This is a genomic window from Paraburkholderia strydomiana (assembly GCF_031456815.1).
Taxonomy (GTDB): Bacteria; Pseudomonadota; Gammaproteobacteria; order Burkholderiales; family Burkholderiaceae; genus Paraburkholderia; species Paraburkholderia caledonica.
In genome coordinates this window covers 165737-188774 of the sequence record NZ_JAVDVL010000007.1, presented here as the reverse complement: position 1 = coordinate 188774, position 23038 = coordinate 165737, and the positions used below count along the sequence as shown (strand labels likewise).

Below are 23038 nucleotides of genomic sequence, written 5' to 3'. Positions count from 1 at the left end.
CTCGCCGCTCCTCATAGAACACCCATGAAAACCGACATGTTTTCGTCGCTAAAAGTGATCCACGGCGCGGCGCGCAGCACCGCGCTGTCGGTGGCCGCCTCCATGGTCCTCGCGGCCGCGCTTGGCGCCCCGGTGAGCACTTTTGCCGCAACGCCAGCTGCATCTGCAAAAACCTCGAAACACGCGAAAGCCGCGACCAAGCCGGCCGCCACCGCCAAGGTGTCCAGCAAGGCGGCTAAAGTGGGCAAAGCCGCGGTGGCGAAGACCGCAGCCGTCGACGACGACGCGCCCCGCGCGAGCGTCAAGCGCAAGCGTGTGACTTATACGTCGAACGGACGTCATCGCTCGGTAGTGCGGCGCGTCGCATATGAGCCGCGGCAGCCTACCGTTGGCCAGGCATTCGGGCTGCACGAAACGCCGGACGCGCTGATGTTGCGCTCGAGCGTCGCGTACGTGGTCGATCAGAACACGGGCGAACCGCTCTTCGACAAGAATTCGCGCGCCGTGGTGCCGATTGCGTCCATCACCAAGCTGATGACGGCCATGGTCGTGCTCGATTCGAAAGAACCGATGACCGATCAGCTCGAAGTCACCGACGAAGACCGCGACTACGAAAAGAACACTGGCTCGCGCCTGTCCGTGGGCTCGGTGCTCTCGCGTGAAGACATGCTGCACATTGCGCTGATGGCGTCGGAAAACCGCGCGGCTGCAGCGCTTTCGCGCTACTTCCCCGGTGGCCGCCCGGCGTTTCTCGCGGCCATGAACGCAAAGGCGCGGCAACTCGGCATGACCGACACGCACTTCGAGAATCCGACGGGTTTGACGAGCCAGAACGTGTCGAGCGCGCGCGATCTCGTGAAGATGGTCAACGCGGCATATCAATATCCGCTGATCCGCAGGTTCTCAACGGATCATAGTTATGAGGTCTACACCGGCAAGCGCACGCTGGCCTACAACAGCACTAACGCACTCGTGCGTAACCCGACCTGGGACATCGGTCTCCAAAAGACGGGTTTCATCAACGAAGCAGGCGAATGCCTCGTGATGCAAGCCAACATTCATGGCCGTCCGATGGTGCTGGTGCTGCTCGATTCGTCGGGCAAGTATTCGCGTTTCGCCGATGCGACGCGGCTGCGCACGTGGCTCGACAACGGCGGCGACCAGGCGCGTATCACGAGCGCCGACGCCGGCGGCCCCGGAACGTGATCTGTTCGCGCACGGCCGGCTTGCCGGCCAGCCGCTTGAAGTTAAAAAGCCCCGCACTTCTGCGGGGCTTTTTTCATTCGACGGACGGTTTTCGCGTTACGCGTGCGAGCCCGGATGGTGGTTATGACCTTGGGAAGCTTGCGGCCGATACCCGAGCGCCTCGGAAATCACGAGCGCGGTCTGGCTAAGTTGGCCGAGCCAGGAGTCTTGCAGGCGATCGGCCGGCGCGGACAACGACAAGCCGGCGACCAGCTTGCCCGTATCGTCGTAGATACCCGCGGCGATGCAGCGCACGCCGAGTTCGAGTTCTTCGTTATCGCGCGCGCAAGCCTGCTGGCGTACGTGCGACAGTTCGCGCTCCAGCTTGGCGAGATCGGTGATGCTGTTCTGCGTGTGACCGGACAGGCCCGTGCGTGTCGCGTAAGCGCGCACGCGCGTGGATTCGTCGGCGGCGAGAAAAAGTTTGCCCACCGAGGTGAGATGCAGCGGCGCGCGTCCGCCGATGGCCCGCACCACCTGCATACCGGAACGCTCCGAATACGCGCGTTCGATGTACACAATCTCGTCGCCCTGACGCACCGACAGGTTCACTGTCTGTCCGGTCTCGCGATGCAGTTCGCGCATCGGCGTGAGCGCCGCGTCGCGCACCGACAGGCGCGCTTTCACCAGGTTGCCGAGTTCGAGCAGGCGCATGCCGAGCCGGTAAGTGCCGGGATCGGACCGATCGACCAGCCGGCACATCACCATGTCGTTCAGGATGCGATGCGCGGTGGACGGATGCAGCTGCGTGCGGATGGCGAGTTCTTTCAGGCTGACCGGGTCGCTATGCGCGGCGAGTGCGTCGAGCAGGCGCATCATGCGTTCGATCACCTGGATCGAAGTTTTGGGATCCGGGTTCGTGTCGCTCATAAGAAGAATCAGTTGACGCGTCAAACAGCGGAAATTGATTGTATCTCGTATCGTGAAAAAAGCGAACGCACTTGGAAGACCTCTTCGAATTCGGCGAGGCCTTCGTCCTACACCTTCCGAGCGTTGGTATTGTCCGCCAAACAGCGGATAATCAGGGACGTTTTCCCGGAGGAGGGCTCATGCAAGTCGGATTGTTCGTCACCTGCCTCATCGACCTGATGCGGCCCGAAATCGGTTTTTCGGTCATCAAGCTGATCGAGGGCGCCGGTTTTGAAGTCGTAGTCCCGCCGGCGCAGACATGCTGCGGGCAGCCCGCGTACAACTCGGGCGAGCGCCGAATCGCCCGCGATCTCGCCGAAAAGACCTTGCGGGAGTTTGAACAGTTCGATTATGTGGTGGTGCCCTCGGGCTCGTGTGGCGGCATGATCCGCACACATTACGGCGACCTCTTCGCCGACGATCCCGAACTGATGAACCGCTTCGGCCGGCTGCGCGCCAAGGTCTTCGAACTCACCGATTTCCTCGTGAATGTCGCCCACGTGCAATTGCAGCCGGGCGAGTTCGGAGGGCCGGTTACGTATCACGACTCGTGCTCCGGGCTGCGCGAGCTTGGCGTCAAGGCGCAGCCGCGAGAGCTCCTCGCACAAGTGGGCGTGGCGGTGACGGAAATGAAGGGCTGCGAGCACTGCTGCGGCTTCGGCGGCACGTTTGCGGTCAAGTACGGCGACATTTCCACTGCAATCGTCGACGAAAAATGCGCGAATATACGCGACAGCGGTGCAGGCACGGTCGTGCTCGGCGACCTAGGCTGCATGCTCAATATTGAAGGGCGTTTAAGGCGTACCGGCGATACCGCGACGCGCGTGCTGCACATCGCGCAAGTGCTGGCCGGGGACGTTTAAGGGGATCGCCATGCAAATCCAGTCCATGCAGTTCAAGGCGCGCGCCGGTCAGAAACTCGCGGACCAGCGGTTGCAGCAGAACCTGACCAAGCTGTCCACCAAGTTCGTTTCCGCCCGCGCCGTCGCGATGACGGCAATCGACTTCGCCGCCACGCGCGCGGCGCTCAAGGAACGTCGCAATCGCGCGCTCGAAAACCTCGACGTGTGGCTGGAAACCTTCGAGCGGGAGGCGACCCGGCGCGGCGTCACGGTGCTTTTCGCGCAGACCACTCAGGAGGCGGCGAGGCTCGTCGGCGACATTGCACGCCGGCACGATGTGAAGAAGGTGATCAAGACGAAGTCGATGGTCACCGAAGAAATGCGCCTGAACGAAGTGCTCGGGCAAATGGGCGTGCAGTCCATTGAAACCGATCTCGGCGAATACATTCTGCAGATCAACGGCAATGAGCCACCGAGCCACATCATCGCGCCGGTCGTGCATAAGGATAAGGACGAGATCGCCGACCTCTTCGCCAAAACACATGGCCGGCCGCGCCTCACCGAAATTCCCGACATGACGCTCGAAGCACGGCAGGTGCTGCGTCCGCATTTCATGAGCGCGGACATGGGCGTGACGGGCGGCAATTTCGTGATCGCGGAAACCGGCTCGGTCGTGCTCGTCACCAACGAGGGTAACGAAGGCATGTGCACCGTCATGCCGCGCGTGCATGTGGCCGTCACCGGCATCGAAAAGGTATTGCCCACACTCGAAGACCTCGCCACGGCCATGCGTCTGCTGCCGCGCTCGGCGACCGGCCAGACCACGTCAAATTACTTTTCGCTCCTGACCGGACCGCGAGGCGAGGGCGATCAGGACGGGCCGGAGCACATGTATGTAGTGCTCGTCGATGGCGGGCGCACGGGGCTGATCGGCGGCGATTTTCAGGAGATGCTTCGCTGCATTCGCTGCGGCGCGTGCATGAACCATTGTCCGGTGTATCAGAAAGTGGGCGGCCATGCGTATGGCTGGGTGTATCCCGGACCTATGGGCTCGGTGCTGACGCCGAGCTACGTCGGCCTCGACAAGGCGCTGGATCTGCCGCAGGCCGCCACGCTATGTGGCGAGTGCAACAGCGTGTGCCCGGTCGGGATTCCTTTGTCCGATCTGTTGCGAAAGCTGCGCGAGAAGCAGGTGGAGCGACGACTGCGTCCGTGGAAGGAACGCGCCGGCTTGGCTGTGTGGGGCTTTATGGCGCTGCATCCCGGGATGTATGCGCTTGTCACGAAGCTCGCCGTGCGCGTGCTGGAGCGCCTCGGCGGAAGCAACCGGTCGATCGCCAAGTTGCCGTTAGCCGGCGCCGGCTGGACTGACACCCGCGACATGCCCGCACCGGTGGGCCGCACGTTCAGGGAGTTGTACGCCGCGCAGCGCAGTCATATCGGCTAATTGTGGTGACGGCGCTTCGCGTCCCGCTGTAACGCGGGTAACGGGGCGCAGCCATCGTGGCCGTAGTTGCTGAGTCAGTGAGTCACTGACTCAGCGAGGCGCCCGTTCCCGCAGGCTTGTGTCAACTGCGCGACAGCGAATCAGCGTGCACCGAGGTCCCTGCCAGCTACGCTATACGTGCTTCTTGCACATCGCCGAGGCGCTCAAGCGCCATTTAGTGGTCTGTCATCCCGCCCGACGGGCGACCCGGAACTCCTCTCACTACCGCTCCGCCGCCGTTGCCATGGCCGCCTCCGCCTCCGCCTCCTCCCCCTGCCTGTTGCGCCGGTGCCGACGGCGGAGGCGCGGCGGCCGGGCGCGGCGCATTCGACCCACTCGGTCCACGCGGACCGGCGGCCGCCCCTTGGGGCGGCGATGCGCCGCCGGGCTGGCCGTGCCATCCACCGTTGCCGCCGTGATTGCCATTGCCGCCGTGATTGCCGTTGTCGCCGTCGTGGTACGGACGTCCCGGATAGCCGCGATATCCCGGTCCAGGTCCGTAGTAGCGCCCGGGGCCGTCGTAATAACCGGGGGCGTAGTAGTTGCTGTAACCCATGTAGACGTTGGTCTGTGGCGGGACAGGCGCGCCGTAACCATCGTAACCGTCGTAGGTGCTGTAGCCGTTGCTGTACATCGGAGTGCCGTCCGGATACACGGCGCAGCCGCCCAGAAGGGCGGCAACGGCGACAGCGCCGAGGGGTGCAAAGCGTTTCATTTCAAGTCCGAGCCAAGAGGTTTCATGTCTATGAGACCGCAATTATGACCGTCTGTCTCGCCAGCTTTGTATGCTTTTGTAAGGAGTTAAGTTCCGTGCCAGGCGCGACGGTACGTGGCGCTGCGGGGAGTCACGTCGTTGCACTGTTCCATTACACGCAACGCTGTATCGCGCGACGGCGGGTTTTTCTCGATTGCCTCTTTCTATAGGATTCGTGATGGGCATAGTGAGCATTGAACTCGCGAGCCACTTCGGAAGAACGACATCATGAAAAAGACAATAGCGGTGTATTGGCCTCTCGCACTCGTCCTCGCGCTGGCGGGGTTGGCGTATATGCAAATCTGCGGTGACATGGCTTCGCGTGCCTCGCAGGCGCCTCTTGCCGCTGACCAGCTGACTGCGGAACTCGCGCGCGCCGTCTCGTACGGCATGATCGATGACACATCCTCGTTGCCCGCCAAGCCGATGCGCGCCGTCACTGCGTCGCCGCTGCCGCAAGCCTCCTGAACTGGCGAGCAACCGGCCGGATCAAGCGTTAGGCTGCGGGCGAGATTCGGCGGGGCTTTGTATAATCGCGGCACCGTGCGGTAGCCGCTGCGTTTCATCTGCTGAGCCCGCGTCGACGACGTTTTGCGGGCCGGTACCGTTGCCGCGGAGTTGTACTACTAGTGCGCTGTGAAGCGTCAGAAGAAGCCGCTGATGAAAACTGTGTCTATCTGCTTTGTCTGCCTCGGCAACATCTGTCGTTCTCCCACCGCGGAAGGCGTGATGCGCCGTCTCGTCGAAGAAGCGAAGCTTGGCGAGCGCATCCTGATCGACTCGGCAGGAACAGGCGATTGGCACATCGGCCAGCCACCGGACGAGCGCGCGCAGCACGCGGCGCGTGGCCGGGGCTACGATCTCGCCGCGTTGCGCGGCCGGCAGGTTGCCGGGATCGACTTCGATCGCTTCGATCTTCTGATCGCAATGGACGACAAGAACGTGGCCGCACTGCGCCAGGTCTGCCCGCCGGATCACCGGGACAAGATTCGCCTGCTGATGGAGTTCGTGCCTGAAACCGACGCGCGCTGGGGCGGCTCACGCGAAGTCGTCGATCCGTACTTCGGCGGCGCAGAAGGCTTCGAGCAGGTTCTCGATCAATGCGAGGCAGCGTGCCGAGGCCTTATCGCGGCGCTGCGTCCCCAATTGATCGGCTAGATCCACCGGCGGTTGGCCGCGAGGCGCGCGGACAATTAAGCGAATGACCCAAATTGCGATAGGGATACTTGACTAAATCGCTCATGTATTTATACTTGACAAAACTTGTCGAGAATAGCGGTTCCCCATACATATGAGACTCACCACGAAAGGCCGTTTCGCCGTCACGGCGATGATTGACCTGGCGTTGCGCCAGGAGCAGGGCCCGGTGACGCTTGCGGGTATCAGCCAGCGCCAGCATATCTCCCTGTCATACCTCGAGCAGCTCTTTGGCAAGCTGCGTCGCCATGAAATCGTCGAGTCCGTGCGCGGACCGGGCGGCGGCTATAACCTTGCCCGCCGTGCTGAAGACGTGACCGTGGCCGACATCATCATCGCGGTGGACGAGCCACTCGACGCTACGCAATGCGGCGGCAAGGGCTCGTGCGAGGGCACGAAACAGCACGACGGTCACTGCATGACCCACGAGCTGTGGTCCACGCTGAACCAGAAAATGGTCGAGTACCTGGATTCGGTCTCCCTGAAAGATCTGGTGGATCAGCAGCGTTCGCGCGAAGGCGCCCCGGCCGTCCTGCGCGATAGGCGCAGCGAGGCGCCGGCGGTCGAGCCGGTGCGCGTGGCGCCAAAAGGGCCCAATTCCGTTTTCAACATGGCCGGTTCCTGAGGCGCGGCACGACATCACCGCAGCCCATAGCGAATTCAGAAGCCAGAGCACACGACGTCCCCGGAGCGATAGATGAACAACGACATTCCCCACCTGCCCATTTACATGGACTACAGCGCCACGACCCCGGTCGACCCGCGCGTGGTGGACAAGATGATTCCGTATCTGCGCGAGCAGTTCGGTAACCCCGCATCGCGCAGCCACTCGTATGGCTGGACGGCGGAGCGTGCAGTCGAAGAAGCGCGCGAGAACGTCGCGGCGCTCGTCAACGCCGACCCGCGCGAAATCATCTGGACCTCGGGCGCAACCGAGTCGGACAACCTCGCGATCAAGGGTGCAGCGCACTTCTACAAGAGCAAAGGCAAGCACATCATCACGGTGAAGACCGAGCACAAGGCCGTGCTCGACACCTGCCGCGAGCTCGAACGCGAAGGCTTCGAAGTCACGTATCTGGATGTGAAGGACGACGGTCTGATCGACCTGGAAAAGTTCAAGGCGGCGATTCGCCCGGACACGATTCTCGTGTCGATCATGTCCGTGAACAACGAGATCGGCGTGATTCAGGACATCGAGGCAATCGGCGAGATCACCCGTGAAAAAGGCATCATTTTTCACGTGGACGCGGCGCAAGCCACCGGCAAGATCGAGATCGATCTGCAAAAGCTGAAGGTCGACCTCATGTCGTTCTCGGCGCACAAGACTTATGGCCCGAAGGGCATCGGCGCGTTGTACGTGCGCCGCAAACCGCGTGTGCGTATCGAGGCGCAAATGCACGGCGGCGGTCACGAGCGCGGCATGCGTTCGGGCACGCTGGCCACGCACCAGATCGTCGGCATGGGCGAAGCATTCCGGCTTGCGCGGGAAGAAATGGCAACGGAGAACGAGCGCATTCGCATGCTGCGCGACCGCTTGCTGCGCGGCCTGTCGGAAATCGAAGAAGTGTATGTGAACGGCGACATGGAAAAGCGTGTGCCGCACAACCTGAACATCAGCTTCAATTTCGTCGAAGGCGAATCGCTGATCATGGCGGTGAAGGACGTGGCGGTGTCGTCGGGCTCGGCGTGTACATCGGCTTCGCTGGAACCGTCGTATGTGCTGCGCGCGCTCGGCCGTAACGACGAACTCGCGCACAGCTCGATCCGCTTCACGGTGGGCCGCTTCACGACCGAGCAGGACGTCGACTACGTGATCAATCTGCTGAAGACGAAAATTTCGAAGCTGCGCGATCTGTCGCCGCTGTGGGAAATGCATCAGGACGGCATCGACATTTCGACCATCCAGTGGGCGGCGCACTGACGCGCCGGCTGGTCGAAATTGATCGCGCTGTTATCCGATTGGCAGATTGAAACGAATTAAGGAGTGTAATCATGGCTTATAGCGACAAGGTTCTGGATCACTACGAAAACCCGCGCAACGTCGGCTCGTTTGCGAAAGACGACGACACGGTCGGCACCGGCATGGTCGGCGCGCCTGCTTGCGGCGACGTCATGAAGCTGCAGATCCGCGTGGGCGCAGACGGCATCATCGAAGACGCGAAGTTCAAGACGTACGGCTGCGGTTCGGCGATCGCATCAAGCTCGCTCGTCACCGAATGGGTGAAGGGCAAGACGCTGGATCAGGCTATGTCGATCAAGAACACGCAGATCGCGGAAGAACTCGCGTTGCCGCCGGTAAAGATCCACTGCTCGATTCTCGCGGAAGACGCGATCAAGGCTGCGGTCGCCGACTACAAGCAACGTCACGGCGCAGCGGTCGAAGAAAGCGACAAGCAGCACGCTTGAAACTTCTGGTTCGGGAACGACCGGGTGAAAGGAAGCGGGCGGCGCGGCAACACGCGCCGTCAGGCATGAGCGACATTTGATGCAGGCAGGGTAGCGGTGTGTCGGCACGCACCGCGCAATGAGAAACGCTATGGCAATTACGTTGACCCAGAAGGCAGCACAGCACGTCCAGAAGTATCTGACCCGTCGCGGTAAAGGCGTGGGCCTGCGTCTCGGCGTGCGCACCACAGGTTGCTCCGGCTTGGCTTACAAGCTCGAGTATGTGGACGAACTCGCGCCCGAAGACGAGGTGTTCGAGTGCAATGGCGTGAAGATCATCGTCGACCCGAAAAGCCTTGCCTATATCGACGGAACCGAGCTCGATTTCGCGCGCGAAGGGCTGAACGAAGGCTTCAAGTTCAATAACCCGAATGTGAAAGACGAGTGCGGCTGCGGCGAGTCGTTCCGCGTGTAGCTCGAAAACTTCCGCGTGCAGCGGACCAAAGGCGGCGCGGGCCGCCTTTTTAGTTTGCTCCGCGATTTCGCGTGAGGCAGCCCGGTTGAGCGGGCTATGCGCCCGACCTCCGCTCCAATGCACTTTTCTCGACGGAATTTTTTGATTCGATGGTTTCGCTGAACGTCTCGCTGAACGACAGCCACTTCGACCTGTTTGGTCTTCCTGCGCAATTCGCGCTCGATCCGGCTGCGCTCGATCACGCGTATCGCACGGTGCAGGCGCAAGTGCATCCGGACCGCTTCGCGGCGGCCGGCGACGCACAGAAGCGCATCGCGATGCAATGGGCCACGCGCACGAACGAGGCGTATCAAACGCTTCGCGATCCGTTAAAGCGCGCGACCTACCTGTTGCATCTGCGTGGCATCGACGTCGGCGCGCATGACAACACCGCCATGGAGCCGGCGTTTCTGATGCAGCAGATGGAGTGGCGCGAAGGCATTGAAGACGCCGCCGCGGCAAAGAACGTCGACGCGCTCGACGCGTTGCTCACGGAATTGCGCGACGAGGAACGCATCCGTTTCGAGAAGCTCGGCGCATTGCTCGACAGCGGCGCAAATCAGGCGGCGGGCGAGGCGGTGCGGCAGTTGATGTTTATCGAACGGGTGGCCGCGGAAATCGGCACGCAGATCGAGCGGCTCGAGGATTAGGCGGCTCGTTTGCAGCATCGCATCGCAGCGATGCAAAGCGGCATTGGCATTACATCCAGCAACGCAATTTCAGGACGGAGCCTGACGGCTCCGAGAAGATCCAGATGGCCTTACTGCAAATCTCCGAACCCGGCATGGCGCCGGCGCCCCATCAGCGGCGTCTCGCGGTCGGTATCGACCTCGGCACGACCAATTCCCTCGTCGCCGCCGTGCGCAGCGGCGTGCCCGATGTGCTGCCCGACGAAGACGGCCACGTGCTGCTGCCCTCAGTCGTGCGCTACCTGGAAAAGGGCGGCCGCCGCATCGGCCGCGCGGCCAAGGCCGAGGCGGCGACCGATCCGCGCAACACCATCGTCTCCGTCAAGCGTTTCATGGGACGCGGCAAGGCGGAAGTGGAAGGTGCCGAAAACGCGCCCTACGATTTCATCGACGCGCCCGGCATGGTGCAGATCCGTACCGTCGACGGTGTGAAAAGCCCGGTCGAGGTATCGGCGGAGATTCTCGCGACGCTGCGCCAGCGCGCCGAAGACACGCTTGGCGACGAGCTGGTCGGCGCGGTGATCACCGTACCGGCTTACTTCGACGAAGCCCAGCGCCAGGCGACCAAGGACGCCGCGCGTCTGGCGGGCCTGAACGTGCTGCGCCTGTTGAACGAGCCGACCGCGGCCGCGATTGCCTACGGCCTCGACAACGGCTCGGAAGGCTTGTACGCCGTCTACGATCTCGGCGGCGGCACCTTCGACCTGTCGATTCTCAAGCTCACGAAAGGCGTATTCGAAGTGCTCGCGGCGGGCGGCGACTCGGCGCTCGGCGGCGACGATTTCGACCACGCGCTGTATCGCCATATGCTGGAGCAAGCCGGCATCGCGCCGAAAACGCTCGCGCCCGAAGACGTGCGGCTGCTGCTCGACAGCGTTCGCACGACCAAGGAGGCGTTGTCGGACGCGCCTGAGGCAACCCTCGCCGTGACGCTTTCCAACGGCACCAGGATCGATCTGACGATCGACGAGGCCACTTTCGAGGCCATCACTCAGGCGCTCGTGCAACGCACGCTCGGCCCGACGAAGAAAGCGTTGCGCGACGCCAAGGTTACGACCAAAGAGATCAAGGGCGTCGTCCTGGTGGGCGGTGCGACGCGCATGCCGGTGATTCGCCGCGCGGTCGAATCGTTCTTCGGCCAGCCGCCGCTCATCAATCTCGATCCCGACCAGGTCGTCGCGCTGGGCGCCGCAATTCAGGCTGACCTGCTCACCGGCAACCGCGGCGCGGACGGCGACGAATGGCTGTTGCTCGACGTGATTCCGTTGTCGCTCGGCGTCGAGACAATGGGCGGTCTGACCGAGAAGATCATCCCGCGTAATTCGACGATTCCGGTGGCGCGCGCGCAGGATTTCACCACGTTCAAGGACGGCCAGACGGCGATGGCGATCCATGTCGTGCAAGGCGAGCGCGAGCTCGTCAGCGACTGCCGCTCGCTCGCGCGTTTCGAGCTGCGCGGCATTCCGCCGATGGCGGCCGGAGCGGCGCGCATCCGCGTGACGTATCAGGTGGACGCGGACGGCCTGTTGTCCGTGTTTGCACGCGAACTGGGCTCGGGCGTGGAGGCGTCGGTGGTCGTGAAGCCGTCCTACGGTCTCGCCGACAACGACATCGCCAGAATGCTCGAAGACAGCTTCTCCACCGCTGAAGTCGACATGCGCGCCCGCGCGCTGCGCGAGGCGCAGGTTGAAGCACGGCGTCTCGTCGAAGCGACCGACGCGGCGCTCGCCGCCGACGCCGAACTGCTCGACGACGGCGAGCGCGCGGAACTCGACGCGCTGCTGACCGGCCTGCGTAATGTCGCCGGCAGCGACGACGTCGACGCGATCGAAGCAGCCACCAAAAAGCTTGCCGAGGGCACCGACGAATTCGCTGCCCGTCGCATGAACAAGGGCATTCGTCGCGCGCTGGCCGGCCGCAAGCTCGACGAAATCTGAAGCTCGCGCCGGCTGCTTTGACAGCGCCGGCAAGCGGCGTCGCCGCAAGAACTGAAGCGCGTCGCGCGGACTTAAAAACTTCGCGTGTCGCCAGTAAAATGGCGCGGACCTGGTTGAGGCCGCGCCTCAGACCCAAACGGAAAATGTATGCCTCAAATCGTTGTGCTGCCTCACGTCGAACTGTGCCCGGAAGGCGCGGTGATCGAAGCCGTGCCCGGCAAGAGCATTTGCGACAACCTGCTCGATAACGGAATCGAAATCGAGCATGCCTGCGAGAAGTCGTGCGCGTGCACGACCTGTCACGTGATCGTGCGTGAGGGTTTCGCCGCCTTGACGCCGTCCGAGGAAGACGAGGACGATCTGTTGGACAAGGCGTGGGGGCTCGAGCCGGCTTCGCGTCTGTCGTGCCAGGCGATTGTGCCGGCCGAGCAGGACCTGGTCGTCGAAATCCCGCGTTACTCGATCAATCACGCGAAGGAAAATCACTAACAGGAGGACGCAGCCATGAAGTGGACCGATACGCAAGACATCGCGATGGCCCTGACCGACAAGCATCAGGACGTCGATCCGCAGCAAGTGCGCTTCACCGACCTGCACCGCTGGGTCACCGAACTGGAAGGATTCGACGACGATCCCAACCGGTCGAACGAAAAGATCCTCGAGGCGATCCAGGCTGCATGGATTGAAGACGCGGATTACTGAGTTTGCGAAGCGGCTTGCGCTGATGCGGCTGCGGTAAAGAAAAAGGCGATTCCATTGGAATCGCCTTTTTTATGCACGTCGGATCAGATGCGCGGCGTCAGTCCGCCACCAGCGTGCCGTTCTGCACGCGAACGCGTTGTCCTTGCTGGAAGGGCGGCGCTTCGTGATACGTGAAGTAGCGCGTCTTGCCGTTTTCCATTCGCACCCGCACCGAATAGGACGTCGTGCTGCGAATATGTTTTTCGACTGAATTGCCCGCAAGGCCGCCGCCGAGCGCGCCGAGCAGTGTCATCGCGGTGCGTCCGTTGCCGCTGCCGAACTGGTTGCCGACCACGCCGCCCGCCACCGCGCCGCCGACGGCGCCAATGCCGGTTCCATGACCTTCCTGCCGTGCTTCGGAAATGGCCACGACAGTGCCGCAACTCGCGCAGTAGGCCGGTTGCGTCGGCTGCGGCTGAGCGTATTGCGGCGCCGGCTGCGCCTGTTGCTGTTGTGCGTACTGTTGCTGCGCGGGACTAGGTGCCGGCGCGCGCTGCGGCTGCGGTACGGGTTGCTGCTGCGCGGCTTGCTGGGCGATCTGACCGGAACTCTGCTGCGCCGACGGGCTAGCCGGTGCCGCCGAATCGACCACGGCTGGCTGGCCGTTTTGCGGCAAGACCTGCGCCGCTTGCGTCTGGCTGGTGGGCTCGCCGGTGCTGGACGCCTTGGGGAACATGCCCGTCATCGCCGCCGTCGCGACGAGGCTCGCGATAATCACAGCGCCCGCAGCGGTCGCGACGAGCGGATGAAGCCGCCGCTGGGATGTCGGCGGTGCCGAGTTCTGCGTGACTGGTGTAGCAGGTTGCGTGTTGGGTCTTTCCATCTTCGCCTCCGTCTTTGGCAGAGTGACTTGTAGTGAGACCAAGTCTCCGCGAAATCGATCCACCTGACGTTTCCAATTGTAACGATTTGACCAAAATCGCGCTTTCGCCCGCGTACCCAAGGGCGCTTTTACCAATGGTTACACGCCCGAATGGTCCAGCCAGTGTTCGGCGTTCCGTACAAAACAAAACGCCCGGCATCGGAGCCGGGCGTCTTTGAACCAAAGCGAGTAATGCTCAGTCTTCGCGACGCAGGTGCGGGAACAGAATCACGTCGCGGATGCTCGGGCTGTCAGTGAGCATCATGACCAGACGGTCAATGCCGATACCGCAGCCACCCGCTGGCGGCATGCCGTATTCGAGCGCGCGGATATAGTCGGCGTCGTAGAACATGGCTTCTTCGTCGCCGGCGTCTTTCTGGTCGACCTGCTTCTTGAAGCGAGCCGCCTGATCTTCCGGATCGTTCAATTCCGAAAAGCCATTGGCGATTTCGCGACCGGTAATGAACAGCTCGAAACGCTCGGTGATGCCTTCCACCTTGTCCGAAGCGCGCGCGAGCGGCGACACCTCGATCGGATAGTCGATGATGTACGTCGGCTCCCACAGTTGCGACTCGGCGGTCTCTTCGAACAGCGCGAGTTGCAGCGAGCCCACGCCCGCATTCAGGAACTGCGGCTGCGACGCGTCCACGCCGAACTTCTTCAGTTCCGTACGCAGGAACGCGCTGTCGGCCAACTGCTCGTTCGTGTATTGCGGTGCGTACTTCTGGATAGCCTGAGTGATCGTCAAACGATGGAACGGCTTCGCCAGATCGAGTTCGCGCCCTTGATACGTGATCGTCGCGGTGCCCAATGCGTCGATCGCTGCCTGGCGGATCAACTGCTCGGTGAAGTCCATCAGCCACTTGTAATCGGTGTACGCCGCGTAGAACTCGATCATCGTGAATTCCGGGTTGTGGCGCACGGAGACGCCCTCATTGCGGAAGTTACGGTTGATCTCGAACACGCGCTCGAAGCCGCCCACCACCAGCCGCTTCAGATACAGCTCAGGCGCGATGCGCAGGAACATCTGCATGTCGAGCGCGTTGTGGTGCGTGGTGAACGGCTTGGCCGCTGCGCCACCGGGAATAGGGTGGAGCATGGGCGTTTCCACTTCCATGAAGTCGGCGTCGGCCATGAATTTGCGGATAGACGAGATTGCCTTCGTACGCGCGACGAACGTCTTGCGCGTTTCCGGCGTGACGATCAGATCGACGTAGCGCTGGCGATACTTCATCTCCTGGTCCGACAAGCCGTGGAACTTGTCCGGCAGCGGACGCAGCGACTTCGACAGCAGGCGCAGTTCCGTACAGCGCACGGAAAGCTCGCCCTTGTTGGTACGAAACAGCACGCCGCGCGCCGCGACGATGTCGCCCATGTCCCACTTCTTGAAGGCGTCGTACGTTTGCTGACCGACGTCGGCCGGTGTGATGAAGAACTGGATCTGCCCCGAGCCGTCGCGCACGGTCGCAAAGCTTGCCTTGCCCATCACGCGCTTGAGCATCATGCGGCCGGCAATCGCGACTTCGAGCGGGTTTGCCTCGAGCGCTTCCTTGTCGGTGTGCTCGAACTGCGATTGCAGATCTTCCGCATGATGCGTGGGACGGAAATCGTTCGGATAGGCGATACCTTGCTCACGCACCTCGCGCAGCTTTTCACGGCGTTCGGCGATGATCTTGTTGTCGTCCACCTCGGGCACGACGCTCGGCTGGGCCACATCGGGCTGGGCCGTATTAGGCTGGATCGGTTCGTTCATGATGGTTTGGTATTCGTGGTCCGCAATCGGTGGTCCGCAATCGGCGGCCGGCTTGCGGACAGCCAGTTGGTGACAGACCTCAGGCGGTAAAAAGATACGGCGCGACGTTGCATGCCGCGCCGGTCGTACTCAGACGCCCTGTTTCAGGCTCGCGCTGATGAACGGATCGAGATCGCCGTCGAGCACGCTCTTCGTATTGCTGATTTCGACGTTGGTGCGCAGGTCCTTGATACGGCTGTTGTCCAGCACGTATGAGCGGATCTGGTGACCCCAACCCACGTCCGTCTTGCCCGCTTCGAGCTTGTCCTGCTCGGCCTGACGCTTGCGGATTTCCGCTTCGTACAGGCGCGATTTCAGCATGGCCATTGCTTCAGCGCGGTTACGGTGCTGCGAGCGATCGTTCTGGCACTGCACGACAATACCCGACGGAATGTGCGTGATACGCACCGCGGAGTCGGTCTTGTTGATGTGCTGACCGCCCGCACCGGACGCGCGGTACGTGTCGATCCGCAGATCGGCCGGGTTGATGTCCACCTCAATTGAATCGTCGACTTCCGGATACACGAACACCGAAGAAAACGACGTATGACGTCCGCCCGACGAGTCGAACGGCGACTTGCGCACGAGGCGGTGCACGCCGGTTTCGGTGCGCAGGAAGCCGTAAGCGTATTCGCCTTCGATCTTGATCGTGGCGTTCTTGATGCCCGCGACGTCGCCGTCGGTCTGCTCCAGCACTTCGGTCTTGAAGCCCTTGCGTTCGCAGTAGCGCAGGTACTGACGCAGCAGCATGGACGCCCAGTCGCACGCCTCAGTGCCGCCCGCGCCGGCCTGGATATCCAGGAACGCGTTGTTCGGGTCGGCCGGATTCGCGAACATGCGGCGAAATTCCATGTCGGCGACGCGCTGTTCGAGCGCTTGTGCGTCGGTTTCGCAGGCGATCAGCGTTTCGTCGTCGCCTTCTTCACGCGCCATGTCGAACAGGTCTTGCGCGTCGCGCAAGTCGTTGTCGAGCGACGTGAGTTTGCCGACGGTGTCGTCGAGTAGTTTCTTCTCCCGGCCGAGTGCCTGGGCGTGTTTCGAGTCGTTCCAGACGTCCGGGTCTTCGAGTTCCCGGTTGACTTCGATTAGACGCAGTGCTTTGTCGTCGTAGTCAAAGATACCCCCGTAGGTCGGCCGCGCGCTTGCGCAGGTCCGCCAGAGAGGCTTCGATCGCGTTGAGACGTTCCGCTTCCATGTCGATCTTTTATAGCTTCGTAAAAAGGGGAAATTATAGCCGATCGGCGCCGTGCGCCGGAGTCGATCGAGCGATCCGGCGCGGGTTTGGGATTGATTTTGCGGAGATTTTCGGCGCCGCGGCAGCTTCGCGCAGCGGCGCAGGTGACGCCGGTGGAGTCGCTCTAGCTCGCCGCGTGCTCGACGATCAGCTGCACGCGCGAGACGCCGTTCCACGTGTCGCTCGCAAGCCGGTACGCGACCGTGGTGCGTGCGGGCAGCGTGTCGGTGTGATTGAACCAGATTGCGTTGAAGCGCTGGCGGCCGCGCATCAGTTGCAGCTTCAGGTGCTTGTCCTTCACGAGCGCTTGCGACGCGACGTCGAATTCGCCGGAAAACACCGGCGCCGGGAAACCTTGGCCCCAGACAGCGGCGTCGAGCATTTCGACGAACTGCGGCGTGAAGTACGCGTCTTCCAGTTCGCCGTCGGTTTCGACGGTGCGCGAGAGCGCTTCTTCGGTGAGCCACTCGCGGCCGACCGCTTCAAACGCGGCGGTGAAGCGCGGCACGTCGGCGGCGGCGAGCGTCAGGCCTGCCGCCATCGCGTGGCCGCCGAATTTGACGATCATGCCGGGCTCGCGCTTCGAAATCAGATCGAGCGCGTCGCGCAGATGGAACCCCGCGATCGAGCGGCCTGAGCCTTTGACGAGTTGGCCGCTGTCGTCGGCGAGTGCGAACGTGAACGAAGGCCGGTGAAATTTTTCCTTGAGCCGTCCGGCCACGATGCCGATCACGCCCTGGTGCCAGGCCGGATTGAACAGCGTGATGGTGGCCGCGCCGTCGGGGTCGATCGACGAGAGGTCGTCGAGCGCCTGTTGCTGCATGCCCGCTTCGATTTCGCGACGCTCGCGGTTCATCGCATCGAGTTGTTGCGCGAGCTCCCACGCGCGGCCGACGTCGTTGGTCGTCAGGCATTCGATACCGAGCGACATATCTGACAGCCGTCCCGCCGCATTCAGGCGCGGACCGAGCGCGAAGCCGAGGTCGAAGCCCGACGCACTGCGGGCGTCGCGCGCGGCGGCGCGAAAGAGGGCGGCAATGCCCGGCTGCATCTTGCCCTTGCGGATGCGTTGCAAACCTTGCGCGACCAGCACGCGGTTGTTGCCGTCGAGTTTCACGACGTCCGCGACGGTGCCGAGCGCGACCAGATCCAGCAGGCCATCCAGGCGCGGCTCCGGGAAATCGTCGCCGAACGCGCCGCGGCGGCGCAATTCCGCGCGTAACGCGAGCAGCACGTAAAACATCACGCCGACGCCCGCGATGCACTTGCTGGGAAATTCGCAGCCCGGCTGGTTCGGATTGACGATTGCACGGGCGGCGGGCAACTGGTCGCCGGGCAGGTGGTGATCGGTGACGAGCACGTCGATGCCAAGAGCGTTGGCTGCCTCGACGCCGTCCACGCTCGCAATGCCGTTGTCGACCGTAAGCAGAAGGTCCGGTTTGCCCGATGCGTTGCGCGCGGCCAGCGCGACGATTTCGGGCGTGAGGCCATAGCCGTATTCGAAGCGGTTCGGCACCAGATAATCGATCTGGGCGCCGAACATGCGCAGCCCGCGCACCGCGACCGCGCAGGCGGTCGCGCCGTCGCAATCGTAGTCGGCCACGACCAGCATGCGGCGCTTTTGCCCGATCGCGTCGGCGAGCAGCGCAGCGGCGTCTTCGCAGCCTTTCAGCGCGGCGGGCGGCACGAGGCGCGCAAGTCCGGTTTCGATTTCATCGGGCAGGCACACGCCGCGCGCCGCATACAGACGCGCGAGCACCGGATGCAGGCCGTGGCGCACAAGAATTTCAGCGTCGACGGGAGAACAGGCGCGCGTAACGATTCGGGTCATTCTGAAAGGCCGTCTGTAGGGTCGGTCATGCAATCGATCATTCGATGAAAAGCGAGGCGAGCAGGCGCCGTCGCCAGAACTTGCGCAGATCGCCGCGCGTGATGCTGAGCGTGACGGACCCTGTGTCGCCGCACAGGGTCAGGCCGAGTTCGGCAAGTGCACCCGATCGCAGTGCTTCGAGCGCCGGTTCGAACCAGTCGTCCTGGAGCGCCGCGAAGGCCTCGTTCCAGCGTGCCCAGTCCTGTTCGATGTATGGCGCCGAGAACGGGTCCAGCTCCACAAGAGTGGTGTTTCGTGCGTGTGCTGCGGTGTGCACATCGTTCGCCGCGCTCGAACGGGTTGCCTGGTCGCCTGCATTGGTGCCGCCGCGGTCCTCCAGCGAGGACAGCGCCGCGAACGAAGCGGGCGGAGCGCCAACGGGCACGCCGGCTGTGAGTGCGAGACCGCGCGTGGCTGCGGCGTCTGAAAAGACGCGTGAGAACGGGCTGCGCACAGGCCGCGCCGCACCTTGCGCGTGAAACCAGATCGAATTGACGGCGGGCAGGCCGCGCGCCTCGCGGGCTTCGTTCACGGGGTGCTCGAACCAGGCCATCTGCACTTCGTTCTGCAGCTTCATCCACGCCCGCGAACGCTCGCCGGAATGCGCTTCGTGCGGCAACCAGATTTCGATGTTACGGCCGCTCGCGCGCAACGGCGATGCACCGGCCAGCGTGCCGAAGCCGTCGCCCGACAGGTACCAGCGCGCGGGCTTCGGCGCCTCGATGCGCACGCCGAGTTCCTCGATCAGAGGCCGGGCCACCTCGAGCAGCGCGGTCGCTTCGTCATCGGAAAGATTGAGCGACGCCGGGTCGATCAGCACCAGATGGTCATGCGCGATGCGCACGTGCACCGGCTGCACGCAGGCCCACGTCGCGTCGCCCGGCTCGCCGCCGTCGGCGCGCAGCATGTAAGGCGCGAGCGGGGCTTCGTCGGCGGCCGCCGCGCCCGTCGAGGCGGTGGAGGCGTTGGATAGCGCGCCGAACTGACGCGCGATCCACCGTTCATGCGGCAGCGTGCGCTGGAAATCCTCGCCGATCACACGCTCGACGAGCGTCGCGCGCGCGACCAGCCGGTCGAGTGCAGGGCTGCTGATGTCGTGTAGGGCGGTGGAGGCGTCGGCTGCGGCGGGCAGCGCGAAAGGAAGCAGAAGATGGAGGCGGTCGGCGTGCATGATGCTGCGCATTGTAGGGCAAAGCGCGCTGCGGTTTCGATAGGTTCGGCCGGTTGGCGCGGGATGGCGCGGGTCGGCGTCGGACGGCAATGGGTCGCCGTCGCGTCGGCGGTTGCGTCGGCAGTTGCATCGAGCTATCCACGCAGCGGTCCCGCAGCGGGCTGTCCAGCAGTCCCACCAGCCGCTCTACCGGCAGTCCCTTTATGCGGCGGCGCGGCATTGTATGGCAAACTTCGCGCTTGGTTGACGGTGGCGGCATCGGCAATGCGGGGCGGGTTTGCGCCGCGACGTCGGCAGGAACCATCCGGATTGCCGCGACACCAATGATCAGGACACTCGGGCCGGACTCGCGACGCGAAGGCAGATGCAACAGCGGGCTTATCCGCGGACGCATCGCCAGACGCGTCGCCAGCCGCAAGACGCCGCACGCAGCCCGGGTAGCCGAAGAACGCAGAAAAGGACTCGCTTGAAATTTCCCTACGAATGGCAGATCGGCTGGCGCTATACCCGCGCCGGCAAACGCACGACCGGCAACGGCTTTATCTCCTTCATCGCACTGGTTTCGATGTCGGGCATCGCGCTTGGCGTCGCCGCGCTGATCGTGGTCCTGTCGGTCATGAACGGCTTCCAGAAGGAAGTGCGCGACCGCATGCTGTCGGTGCTTGCGCACGTCGAAATCTTCTCGCCGACCGGCTCGATGCCTAACTGGCAACTCACGGCCGACGAAGCGCGCCGGAACAAGGAAGTGATCGGCGCCGCGCCTTATGTGGAAGCGCAGGCGCTGCTCACACGCCAGGATGCGGTCAGCGGCGTCGCGTTGCGCGGCGTCGAGCCGACGCTCGAGCCGCAGGTATCCGACATCGGCAAGGAGATGAAAGGCGGCAAGCTCACCGATCTCGTGCCTGGCGACTTCGGCATCGTGCTGGGTGCGGACCTCGCGACCAATCTCGGCGTGACCGTCAACGACAAGATCACGCTGGTCGCGCCCGAAGGCACCATTACGCCGGCCGGCATGCTGCCGCGTCTGAAGCAGTTCACGGTGGTGGGCATCTTCGAGTCGGGGCATTACGAATACGACAGCACGCTCGCGCTGATCAATATCAAGGACGCTCAGGCGTTGTTCCGGCTACCCGCGCCGACCGGCGTGCGGTTGCGACTCACCGACATGCAGCGCGCGCCGGAAGTCGCGCATCAGCTTGCGCGCAGCCTCTCCGGCGACCTATATATCCGCGACTGGACGCAGCAGAACAAGACCTGGTTCTCGGCGGTGCAGATCGAAAAACGCATGATGTTCATCATCCTTACGCTGATCATTGCGGTCGCGGCGTTCAATCTCGTGTCGTCGCTCGTGATGACGGTGACCAACAAGCAGGCCGACATCGCGATTCTGCGCACGCTCGGCGCGCAGCCCGGTTCGATCATGAAGATTTTCGTCGTGCAGGGCGTGACGATCGGCTTTATTGGCACGGCTACCGGCGTTGCGCTGGGCTGCCTGATCGCGTGGAGCATTCCATGGCTCGTGCCGATGATCGAGCATATGATCGGCGTGCAGTTCCTGCCGCCGTCGGTGTATTTCATCAGCGAACTGCCGTCTGAGCTGATTCCTGCGGACGTCGCGCGAATCGGCATCATTGCGTTCCTGATGTCGGCGGTGGCGACGCTTTACCCGAGCTGGCGCGGTGCCAAAGTTCGTCCCGCGGAGGCGCTGCGCTATGAATGACCGTTCCGCAACTCTACCCATGGCCGCTCAGGAACTGACGCCTCATCCGTACGTGCTGGAAGCAACCGGCATTTCGAAGTCGTTCGTGCAGGGCGGCCTGAATGTGCAGGTGCTCAACAACGCCGAACTGAACGTGCGGCGCGGCGAGAAGCTCGCGATTGTCGGCGCGTCCGGTTCGGGCAAGAGCACGCTGCTGCATGTGCTCGGCGGCCTTGACGATCCCAGTGCGGGCCACGTCTCGGTGATGGGCAAGCCGTTCACGAAGCTCTCCGAACGCGAACGCAACGACTTGCGCAATCGCGCACTCGGTTTCGTGTACCAGTTCCATCATCTGCTGCCCGAGTTTTCCGCGCTCGATAACGTCGCCATGCCGCTGCGGATTCGCCGCATGACGACCGAAGCCTCGCGTCGTGAAGCGCTCGCGGTGCTGGAGCGCGTCGGCATGGCGCATCGCGCGAAACATCGGCCGGGCGAACTGTCGGGCGGCGAGCGTCAGCGTGTGGCGATTGCGCGGGCGCTGGTCACGAGGCCTGCGTGCGTGCTTGCCGACGAGCCAACCGGCAATCTGGACGGCGGCACTGCGGACACGGTCTTCAATCTGATGCTCGAACTGTCCCGAACGCTCGAAACGAGCTTCGTGATCGTCACGCACGATCCCCAACTGGCGGGGCGGTGCGACCGCATCATGCGGTTGCGCGACGGGATCTTGCATGAGGAGCCGCCGGTTCCGGTGTAAGCGCGGCGAGGCGGAATAGAGCCGGAAATGGCTCGACGTACCGGCCGCCTGATCTGCTTAATCCACTCAGTCCACTCAGTCCACTTGTCAGCGAGGCAACCCATGTGGATCGATACGCACTGCCATCTCGACGCCTCCGAATTCGACGCCGATCGCGAGCACGTCGCTGCGGCGGCGAAGAGTGCGGGCGTGGGGCGTATCGTCATTCCGGCCATCGGCCGGCAGAACTTCGCGGCCGTGCGCGAGCTGGCGCATCGCTTCGACGGCGGCGCATATGCGCTCGGCATTCACCCGCTCTTCACGCCATCCGCGCAGGAACAGGATCTTGAACTGCTGCGCGCGGAAATTAAGGCGAGCCTCGACGACCCGCGCTTCATCGGCATCGGCGAGATCGGGCTGGATTATTTCGTCGACGGTCTCGACGACGCCCGGCAGCAATTCTTCTACAACGGTCAACTACAGATCGCGCGGGAATTCGATCTGCCGGTGATCTGCCATGTGCGCAAATCGCAGGATCAGGTGATCAAAGGCTTGCGCCGGCATCAGATTCATCGCGGCATCGCGCATGCATTCAACGGCAGCTTCCAGCAGGCGCAGGCGTATATCGACCAGGGCATGCATCTCGGCTTCGGCGGCAATCTGACGTTCGAGCGCGCGCGGCAGATTCGCCGGCTTGCCGAACAGCTGCCGTTCGACGCGCTCGTGGTCGAGACCGACGCGCCGGACATCGCGCCTTCGTGGATTTACAAGCAGCGCAACTCCCCCGAACAGATTCCGGCCATCGGCGCCGGACTCGCGCAGTTGCGTGGCATGGCGGTAGACGAAGCCGCCCTAGGCACAACGGCTAACGCGCTCGCCGCGCTGCCGCGGCTCGCGCTTTCCTCTGCATAATTTGTCTCGTTGATTCTCGAGTGGTTTGCGCCGGGCGAGACACACGTCCGGCGGCATGCTTGC

The 23038-nt window shown here is 63.2% G+C and carries 23 protein-coding genes; 16 read left to right on the top strand and 7 right to left on the bottom strand.

What is annotated here, in order from left to right; genetic code table 11:
* Positions 1 to 24: 24 nt before the first annotated feature.
* On the top strand, positions 25 to 1206 hold the full coding sequence (gene pbpG, locus J2W46_RS20365; protein ID WP_310355715.1) for a D-alanyl-D-alanine endopeptidase: 1182 nt from the start codon (positions 25 to 27) through the stop codon (positions 1204 to 1206).
* 96 nt (positions 1207 to 1302) lie between these two features.
* On the opposite strand, the gene J2W46_RS20360 is transcribed toward pbpG, so the two are convergent.
* On the bottom strand, positions 1303 to 2115 hold the full coding sequence (locus tag J2W46_RS20360) for an IclR family transcriptional regulator (protein WP_027775436.1): 813 nt from the start codon (positions 2113 to 2115) through the stop codon (positions 1303 to 1305).
* A 179-nt stretch (positions 2116 to 2294) separates the two neighbouring features.
* On the opposite strand from J2W46_RS20360, the gene J2W46_RS20355 reads away from it, so the two are divergent.
* Entirely contained in the window at positions 2295 to 3017 is a 723-nt protein-coding gene (locus tag J2W46_RS20355; RefSeq protein WP_310355713.1) for a (Fe-S)-binding protein, read from the top strand.
* A 10-nt stretch (positions 3018 to 3027) separates the two neighbouring features.
* Entirely contained in the window at positions 3028 to 4443 is a 1416-nt protein-coding gene (locus tag J2W46_RS20350) for a LutB/LldF family L-lactate oxidation iron-sulfur protein (RefSeq protein WP_310355711.1), read from the top strand.
* Positions 4444 to 4657: 214 nt separating this feature from the next.
* On the opposite strand, the gene J2W46_RS20345 is transcribed toward J2W46_RS20350, so the two are convergent.
* Positions 4658 to 5197: a hypothetical protein gene (locus J2W46_RS20345; protein ID WP_310355710.1), complete on the bottom strand. Its 540-nt coding sequence runs from the start codon at positions 5195 to 5197 to the stop codon at positions 4658 to 4660.
* Between the two features lie 267 nt (positions 5198 to 5464).
* Here J2W46_RS20345 and J2W46_RS20340 point away from each other — a divergent pair, with 267 nt between their 5' ends.
* The 10 genes from J2W46_RS20340 (at position 5465) to iscX (ending at position 12660) form a co-directional block, all read left to right on the top strand.
* A complete protein-coding gene (locus J2W46_RS20340) occupies positions 5465 to 5704 on the top strand; it encodes a hypothetical protein (RefSeq protein WP_310355708.1) in 240 nt (79 codons plus the stop codon).
* Positions 5705 to 5896: 192 nt separating this feature from the next.
* Entirely contained in the window at positions 5897 to 6394 is a 498-nt protein-coding gene (locus J2W46_RS20335) for a low molecular weight protein-tyrosine-phosphatase (protein ID WP_310355707.1), read from the top strand.
* A 133-nt stretch (positions 6395 to 6527) separates the two neighbouring features.
* Positions 6528 to 7058 carry a Fe-S cluster assembly transcriptional regulator IscR gene (gene iscR, locus J2W46_RS20330; protein WP_006051269.1) on the top strand — a complete coding sequence of 177 codons (531 nt, stop codon included), beginning with the start codon at positions 6528 to 6530 and terminating at the stop codon, positions 7056 to 7058.
* Positions 7059 to 7130: 72 nt separating this feature from the next.
* Positions 7131 to 8354 carry an IscS subfamily cysteine desulfurase gene (locus tag J2W46_RS20325; protein WP_020065504.1) on the top strand — a complete coding sequence of 408 codons (1224 nt, stop codon included), beginning with the start codon at positions 7131 to 7133 and terminating at the stop codon, positions 8352 to 8354.
* Between the two features lie 71 nt (positions 8355 to 8425).
* A complete protein-coding gene (gene iscU, locus J2W46_RS20320) occupies positions 8426 to 8839 on the top strand; it encodes a Fe-S cluster assembly scaffold IscU (protein WP_020065505.1) in 414 nt (137 codons plus the stop codon).
* A gap of 130 nt (positions 8840 to 8969) precedes the next feature.
* The gene (iscA, locus tag J2W46_RS20315; protein WP_020065506.1) at positions 8970 to 9293 is read left to right on the top strand and encodes an iron-sulfur cluster assembly protein IscA; all 324 of its coding nucleotides are present in this window, start codon (positions 8970 to 8972) and stop codon (positions 9291 to 9293) included.
* Positions 9294 to 9442: 149 nt separating this feature from the next.
* Positions 9443 to 9982 carry a Fe-S protein assembly co-chaperone HscB gene (gene hscB, locus J2W46_RS20310; RefSeq protein WP_020065507.1) on the top strand — a complete coding sequence of 180 codons (540 nt, stop codon included), beginning with the start codon at positions 9443 to 9445 and terminating at the stop codon, positions 9980 to 9982.
* A 104-nt stretch (positions 9983 to 10086) separates the two neighbouring features.
* Positions 10087 to 11958: a Fe-S protein assembly chaperone HscA gene (gene hscA, locus J2W46_RS20305; protein ID WP_310355705.1), complete on the top strand. Its 1872-nt coding sequence runs from the start codon at positions 10087 to 10089 to the stop codon at positions 11956 to 11958.
* Between the two features lie 147 nt (positions 11959 to 12105).
* Entirely contained in the window at positions 12106 to 12447 is a 342-nt protein-coding gene (gene fdx / locus J2W46_RS20300; protein ID WP_006051275.1) for an ISC system 2Fe-2S type ferredoxin, read from the top strand.
* 15 nt (positions 12448 to 12462) lie between these two features.
* A complete protein-coding gene (gene iscX / locus J2W46_RS20295; RefSeq protein WP_013588918.1) occupies positions 12463 to 12660 on the top strand; it encodes a Fe-S cluster assembly protein IscX in 198 nt (65 codons plus the stop codon).
* 97 nt (positions 12661 to 12757) lie between these two features.
* On the opposite strand, the gene J2W46_RS20290 is transcribed toward iscX, so the two are convergent.
* The 5 genes from J2W46_RS20290 to J2W46_RS20270 all read right to left on the bottom strand — a co-directional run bounded on the left by J2W46_RS20290 (position 12758) and on the right by J2W46_RS20270 (position 19640).
* Positions 12758 to 13522, bottom strand: a complete 765-nt coding sequence (locus J2W46_RS20290; RefSeq protein ID WP_310355704.1) for a glycine zipper 2TM domain-containing protein — start codon at positions 13520 to 13522, stop codon at positions 12758 to 12760.
* Between the two features lie 235 nt (positions 13523 to 13757).
* Positions 13758 to 15314 (bottom strand): lysine--tRNA ligase, encoded by a 1557-nt coding sequence (gene lysS / locus J2W46_RS20285; protein WP_288823522.1) that lies wholly within the window; start codon positions 15312 to 15314, stop codon positions 13758 to 13760.
* 129 nt (positions 15315 to 15443) lie between these two features.
* A protein-coding gene (prfB, locus tag J2W46_RS20280; protein WP_123282627.1) for a peptide chain release factor 2 occupies positions 15444 to 16548 on the bottom strand; the annotation gives its coding sequence in 2 pieces (ribosomal slippage) (positions 15444 to 16466 and positions 16468 to 16548; 1104 coding nt in all).
* 163 nt (positions 16549 to 16711) lie between these two features.
* Positions 16712 to 18418, bottom strand: coding sequence for a single-stranded-DNA-specific exonuclease RecJ (gene recJ, locus J2W46_RS20275; protein WP_310355702.1), 1707 nt, complete (start codon positions 18416 to 18418; stop codon positions 16712 to 16714).
* Positions 18419 to 18455: 37 nt separating this feature from the next.
* Positions 18456 to 19640, bottom strand: coding sequence for a regulator (locus J2W46_RS20270; RefSeq protein ID WP_310355700.1), 1185 nt, complete (start codon positions 19638 to 19640; stop codon positions 18456 to 18458).
* Positions 19641 to 20094: 454 nt separating this feature from the next.
* Between J2W46_RS20270 and J2W46_RS20265 the strand changes: the two genes are divergently transcribed.
* The 3 genes from J2W46_RS20265 to J2W46_RS20255 all read left to right on the top strand — a co-directional run bounded on the left by J2W46_RS20265 (position 20095) and on the right by J2W46_RS20255 (position 22975).
* A complete protein-coding gene (locus J2W46_RS20265) occupies positions 20095 to 21348 on the top strand; it encodes a lipoprotein-releasing ABC transporter permease subunit (RefSeq protein ID WP_020065514.1) in 1254 nt (417 codons plus the stop codon).
* Entirely contained in the window at positions 21341 to 22084 is a 744-nt protein-coding gene (gene lolD / locus J2W46_RS20260; protein WP_310355698.1) for a lipoprotein-releasing ABC transporter ATP-binding protein LolD, read from the top strand. Before J2W46_RS20265 ends, lolD begins: the two co-directional genes overlap by 8 nt.
* A 102-nt stretch (positions 22085 to 22186) precedes the next feature.
* Entirely contained in the window at positions 22187 to 22975 is a 789-nt protein-coding gene (locus tag J2W46_RS20255; protein ID WP_310355696.1) for a TatD family hydrolase, read from the top strand.
* Positions 22976 to 23038 lie beyond the last annotated feature (63 nt).

Bases quoted from the DNA above. Each gene is read 5' to 3' on its own strand.
- pbpG (WP_310355715.1), top strand. From the start codon at position 25: ATGAAAACCGACATGTTTTCGTCGCTAAAAGTGATCCACGGCGCGGCG.
- J2W46_RS20360 (WP_027775436.1), bottom strand. From the start codon at position 2,115: ATGAGCGACACGAACCCGGATCCCAAAACTTCGATCCAGGTGATCGAA.
- J2W46_RS20355 (WP_310355713.1), top strand. From the start codon at position 2,295: ATGCAAGTCGGATTGTTCGTCACCTGCCTCATCGACCTGATGCGGCCC.
- J2W46_RS20350 (WP_310355711.1), top strand. From the start codon at position 3,028: ATGCAAATCCAGTCCATGCAGTTCAAGGCGCGCGCCGGTCAGAAACTC.
- J2W46_RS20345 (WP_310355710.1), bottom strand. From the start codon at position 5,197: ATGAAACGCTTTGCACCCCTCGGCGCTGTCGCCGTTGCCGCCCTTCTG.
- J2W46_RS20340 (WP_310355708.1), top strand. From the start codon at position 5,465: ATGAAAAAGACAATAGCGGTGTATTGGCCTCTCGCACTCGTCCTCGCG.
- J2W46_RS20335 (WP_310355707.1), top strand. From the start codon at position 5,897: ATGAAAACTGTGTCTATCTGCTTTGTCTGCCTCGGCAACATCTGTCGT.
- iscR (WP_006051269.1), top strand. From the start codon at position 6,528: ATGAGACTCACCACGAAAGGCCGTTTCGCCGTCACGGCGATGATTGAC.
- J2W46_RS20325 (WP_020065504.1), top strand. From the start codon at position 7,131: ATGAACAACGACATTCCCCACCTGCCCATTTACATGGACTACAGCGCC.
- iscU (WP_020065505.1), top strand. From the start codon at position 8,426: ATGGCTTATAGCGACAAGGTTCTGGATCACTACGAAAACCCGCGCAAC.
- iscA (WP_020065506.1), top strand. From the start codon at position 8,970: ATGGCAATTACGTTGACCCAGAAGGCAGCACAGCACGTCCAGAAGTAT.
- hscB (WP_020065507.1), top strand. From the start codon at position 9,443: ATGGTTTCGCTGAACGTCTCGCTGAACGACAGCCACTTCGACCTGTTT.
- hscA (WP_310355705.1), top strand. From the start codon at position 10,087: ATGGCCTTACTGCAAATCTCCGAACCCGGCATGGCGCCGGCGCCCCAT.
- fdx (WP_006051275.1), top strand. From the start codon at position 12,106: ATGCCTCAAATCGTTGTGCTGCCTCACGTCGAACTGTGCCCGGAAGGC.
- iscX (WP_013588918.1), top strand. From the start codon at position 12,463: ATGAAGTGGACCGATACGCAAGACATCGCGATGGCCCTGACCGACAAG.
- J2W46_RS20290 (WP_310355704.1), bottom strand. From the start codon at position 13,522: ATGGAAAGACCCAACACGCAACCTGCTACACCAGTCACGCAGAACTCG.
- lysS (WP_288823522.1), bottom strand. From the start codon at position 15,314: ATGAACGAACCGATCCAGCCTAATACGGCCCAGCCCGATGTGGCCCAG.
- recJ (WP_310355702.1), bottom strand. From the start codon at position 18,418: ATGACCCGAATCGTTACGCGCGCCTGTTCTCCCGTCGACGCTGAAATT.
- J2W46_RS20270 (WP_310355700.1), bottom strand. From the start codon at position 19,640: ATGCGCAGCATCATGCACGCCGACCGCCTCCATCTTCTGCTTCCTTTC.
- lolD (WP_310355698.1), top strand. From the start codon at position 21,341: ATGAATGACCGTTCCGCAACTCTACCCATGGCCGCTCAGGAACTGACG.
- J2W46_RS20255 (WP_310355696.1), top strand. From the start codon at position 22,187: ATGTGGATCGATACGCACTGCCATCTCGACGCCTCCGAATTCGACGCC.